Below are 4,787 nucleotides of genomic sequence, written 5' to 3' on the forward strand. Positions count from 1 at the left end.
ACGATGGAAGACATCAAGGGACGGGCCCTCATGAAACGTGACGAAGTCGATGTCGTCCAGTTCGCCCTACCAGTCGCGGGAGACAATGATATCCAAATCATCAACAACCTCCGCGACCAAGTCCAAAGTCTTAAAGAGATGTGGACAGGCCGCACCCCAGCAGGTATCCCAATGGTGCCAGATGAGTTGACAGAAGCAGACTTCTACGGACGTGAGGATGTAGCAACCTTGCTGGATGAAGGAAAAGTCCCACTCGGATTGGATCTGGAAACAGTTGAGCCTGTGACATGGGATCTTAAGAAAGGCAACCTTCTTTATCTGACAGACAAGGAAGAGCAGATGACACAATTCGTCAAACAAATCGCTCGTAGCAAGCAAAAGGTGATTGTGTTGGCGCCACAATTTTCTAAACTAAACTTAGAAGGATTTGAGCAGAAAGTTATCTGTGAGAATGTAATACAAGATATAGAAAATAGGTTAGAATTTCTTGAAAATGAGATAAATAAATGTATCCAAGAAGGATTGACGGAGCAAGTAGCTACTATTGTTCTTTATAATGTAACGGAGATCATTGGAAATCTAACACCTATTGCACAGAAGAGACTAGAGTTTATCTTTAAACAAGGTCTATTTGCTGGATATGCATCAATTGTAATAACGAACCAAAGTATTTCTCGTAATATCGAGGCTCCGTTACGCCTAGCAAAAGGTTTCAAACAAGCTTTGATTAGCATGAGGCTCAATGACCAAAATGTTGTACCCGTTGCGAAGAAACCTCTAAGAGAGACTATGTTAGAAAATCAAGTTCATTATTTTGCTTGTGAGAGTACATACATTAAGATTAAGGCATTGATGCGCTAAAGGCTTGATTAAAGACGCAATCACAAATCAATAGTGGACATTATAATCGCGGAGTAAAGAAAGATGAAAAAAATAAAAATAATTTTATGGTTAATGATAGGAGGAATTATGCTTATGGCAGTGGGGTTATTGAATGGATGTAGTTTGGGTGGTGAGACCATTCCCAAAAACAGGACAAAGAAGCAGTACGAATTCGAAAAAACGTTTGAACCTATGTTTAAATTTTTGGAGCAAGACAAGAAGGAGTTTACTGGACTAAAGTCATACACTAGTGATGTATATATAAAAAATCAAGATGAAGTCAAAAAATACGAAGTGGATTTAGATATCACTCAAGCTGATATTAAAGGTGATTACACAATAACACTTGGCGAGAATAAAGAAACTACACCAGTTACTTACTCTAATGGTAAACTAAATTATGAGTCAGAGATAAATCCTTTATTTGATGAAGAAATTCTAAATTTAATGGTTTCAAGGGATTATTTCGCTTCTTTAGATGTGGAAAAAACATTTAAGAGCGCAGAAACTGAATTGAGTGATATTATTTACCAACCAGAAAATCAATCAGAGTTATATAAAAAAATAGTGGAAAAGTATAACCTTCCATCTGACACAAAACTTTCAGTTAGTCTTGGATATGCGTACTATGACAGATACGACATACTACTTAGTTTAGAATCTAAAGAAAAATTAGTTCAAATCAGTGCTGCAATCTATTTAGTGAAAGGAAAGTGAATTTATGAATTCAATCGATAAAAGTAATAGACGAGTGGATGTGTCCGCTAATATTTCAGATTATGTTTATGAATATGAAAAAGATTATACTGTTCGAAATCCTAAAAATCCACTTAAAACTACTGAAAAGCTCATAGAAGAATCTTACGGAGATTCTGTAAAAATCGTAGACTCCATGTATGATAAAGATTCGGGAGTTGCCGCAATTGCGGTTGAAGACACGCTGACTGGGGAAACCTATATTTCCTACGCAGGAACCAACTATAAAGCTGACGGTCATAAAGATATCATTTCAGATATTACAATTGGCATAAATGATTCTTTATATCTAAAGGAAATAAATAAGCCTGCACTTGATTTTTATGATAGAGTAGAAGCAAAAGGAAACTATATTACAACAACAACAGGACACTCTTATGGAGAATTCCAGGCTGGAAGAGTAGCGTTAGAAAGACAAGTACCATACAATTACGGATACCAAGGGGCTCCTCAATCAGTAAATGGGAAGACAGCTCAAGAGATGGCTACTAGTGGAGATGCAGTATGGTTTAAGCAGATAGTTGCTAAGAGTCACAATTTTAAAGAATTTAAAAAAAATCTGGATTTATTCTTAAATGGCCCCGCTAGTAGTGGTGATAGTGTTAGACTACCAGATGACACAGTATTGAATCAATACTGGAATTACTTTTCTCGATTAAAAGATATATCTCCTAAAACAGTGAAGATGGCTAAAGAAGAGGCGAAGCGGATTGAGGGATTAAGGAAAAATTATAAGGGTCAATCTATTACATTTTCTACAACTCGTGATGTTTTGACTAATATTACCTGGGCTCAGGACGGACAGGATATTTCGTTCGGAGGACAGGTACTAGATAACGGGCTCTTAAACTGGATGTTGGATGCTGGTACTCCAACCATATTAGACTATCTAGGGATTACAAAGGAAACCAAATATCCTGGTAATGTTGTTGCGATTGATTTACCAATTCATCATAATATGAATGAGTACAGAAAAAGTGCTGAAGCTATGGAATATACAAAGCAAATAGTTCTAGAACAGTTATTTGCGGTTGATATAGATGGCGATGGTTTATTAGATTTTGCAGTGACTCCAGAGAATACAACAACTCGAGATTTGTTGAAGAAGTATGGCGACTCAAAAGAAATTCGCATAGACACAACATCTATGAGCGTTCTAATCACAAATTTGAATGCTAGTTTAGGGCATGCGAAAGACCTGTTAGAGGTAGTTAAACGTACAAGTCAGGCAAATGAAAATGTTATGAATAATTTGTCAAGTCGTACAAACAATCTAAAAGAAGCTATCTTCCAGCATCTACAATCGATTAGTTTGATTGAAGCTGTTCAGAAGATAGATAAAGCTTATAGTAATTATGATGGTATTACAGGGACGCTTTATGCACTCAATGCATATAATCCCAATGATTTCTCAAGGCGCTTTGACTTGTTCGGTTTTAGTGGCCTAAACGACTATTTTTATAGTAATGGAGACCACTTTGACCATGGAGTGATCACCTCAAAATTAAGTAAAATTAAGTTGAACAATGATCCCCTGCTTCTAGATATCGAAGTACACAATATAAGCACAAAAAGTAAATCTGAGGGTAATATTTGGGCTGGATCGGGTATGTCTACTAACTTAGGAACTAAGGGAGCGGAACTAATCAATTCATTTGAAGGAATGATTGAAAAAAGCACGACAGGTTTAGATAAGCGTTCCCATTTTGGCGATGGAATACCACAAGCTGTGAATGAAATTTTAAAGGTATTGGAACAAAATATTCAGACAATCATTTATTGTATCTCTTATACTATCTCTGTAGCTGAAATTATCAAAACAGCTTTAGAAGAAACAGATAGAGGTTTGGCTAGAAATATAGATACACTAGATTTTAGTTCTGTTCCAGATGTTAATACAAATGTTTCACAGGACTATAATAGTTACTTGGAGGAGAGTGGTATATTTGATGATCGCGATGTTATTAGTGCTTTTGATGATCAGATAGACGTGAGGGCTGAGGATCTAGCAAATCAGATGTCTACGTCTTTTAGTAATTATCTAGATAATGCAAAAGCCTATATTGAGCAAACAAATAAAGTTATGACAAATGCAAAATATAATCTACAAGAACTTATTAATGATTTTCCTACTGAAATTTATTACAAGAACAAATTTGAGGATACGGATAAAAAAAAGTATGGTATTGTGGAGTCCCAGATTTCAATATCGGGAACAATACGAAAAGCTGTTTCAGATATTGATTCTGTGGACATATATTTGACAACAGCAGCTACAACAATAAATCTAGTTGTGTCGATGTTGGGAGGTTTCAAGCCTGCGTTCAGGAATGGGATGGAGGATGCATTTTATGGAGCAGCTGAATTGAAAGGTGTTGTTCGTGCTCAAAAAGCAGTCGGTGCAGTTGTGAAATCTTTGCAGATTCAGTTTACAAATTTCAAGAGTGATTTAGAGAGCTTGGCATTGGGTTCTGCGTCACAGGCGTTGGGATATAAACTTGGAGACATGACAAATCTGATGGGGAATGTATCTCATGTTATTGACGATTGTTTTGGAAATTGATAATGATTATTATTTTATGGAAAGAGCCCCTTTGAACTGTACCTCAAAAGTTAGACAGAAAAATCTAACTTTTGAGGTGTTTTTATTATGATATTGATATTTGAGAATAAAGTTCAAAACCTTGAACTTAGAAACCAAGAGTCCCTTTAATTCCTACAGTACTTTTACCAACTACTGAATGATAGATTCTTTTTATCTTGAGGTATTACATTTTCCCTTAAAATACAGTGTAAATTAAGGAGTAATATTATTAATGAGAAGGAAAGGTAAGTGATAAATTTCAAAGTACAGTATACTGATCTTAGTTTATCCATATTGCCTTTGGAGAATGTTGTGAGACGAAGTCTCCTCTGATCTTCTATAACTAGTGATTAACTTGAATTTTAAAGTATATTCTATTATGATATTAATACTCAATAGAGTTATTGTCACTTTCCTGAAGGTTATGACAAGGAAGCCATCTCGCGTGGCCTTGCCCCTCTCAAGCATATTCAACAGCTTAAGAGCTTGATTCCAGACTCGGTGACCTTCCTTGAAATGTATCAAGCAGAAACGTTCAATGACCTCAAGGTCTTGAGTCGTTGGG

The 4,787-nt window shown here is 35.9% G+C and carries 2 protein-coding genes and 1 pseudogene; all 3 read left to right on the plus strand.

The window, feature by feature from the left end; all coding sequences use genetic code 11:
• Window positions 1-861, plus strand: a pseudogene (locus HA044_RS09435) (type VII secretion protein EssC); the annotation flags it as partial.
• Between the two features lie 93 nt (window positions 862-954).
• On the plus strand, window positions 955-1,599 hold the full coding sequence (locus HA044_RS09440) for a hypothetical protein (protein WP_398588629.1): 645 nt from the start codon (window positions 955-957) through the stop codon (window positions 1,597-1,599).
• Window positions 1,600-1,603: 4 nt separating this feature from the next.
• Complete coding sequence (locus HA044_RS09445) at window positions 1,604-4,201, plus strand: SA1320 family protein (protein WP_187540927.1); 2,598 nt, start codon at window positions 1,604-1,606, stop codon at window positions 4,199-4,201.
• The last annotated feature ends 586 nt before the right edge of the window (window positions 4,202-4,787 follow it).

Origin of the sequence: Streptococcus sp. IMAU 99161, from assembly GCF_014435245.1 — a bacterium.
Classification (GTDB): Bacteria; Bacillota; Bacilli; order Lactobacillales; family Streptococcaceae; genus Streptococcus; species Streptococcus lactarius.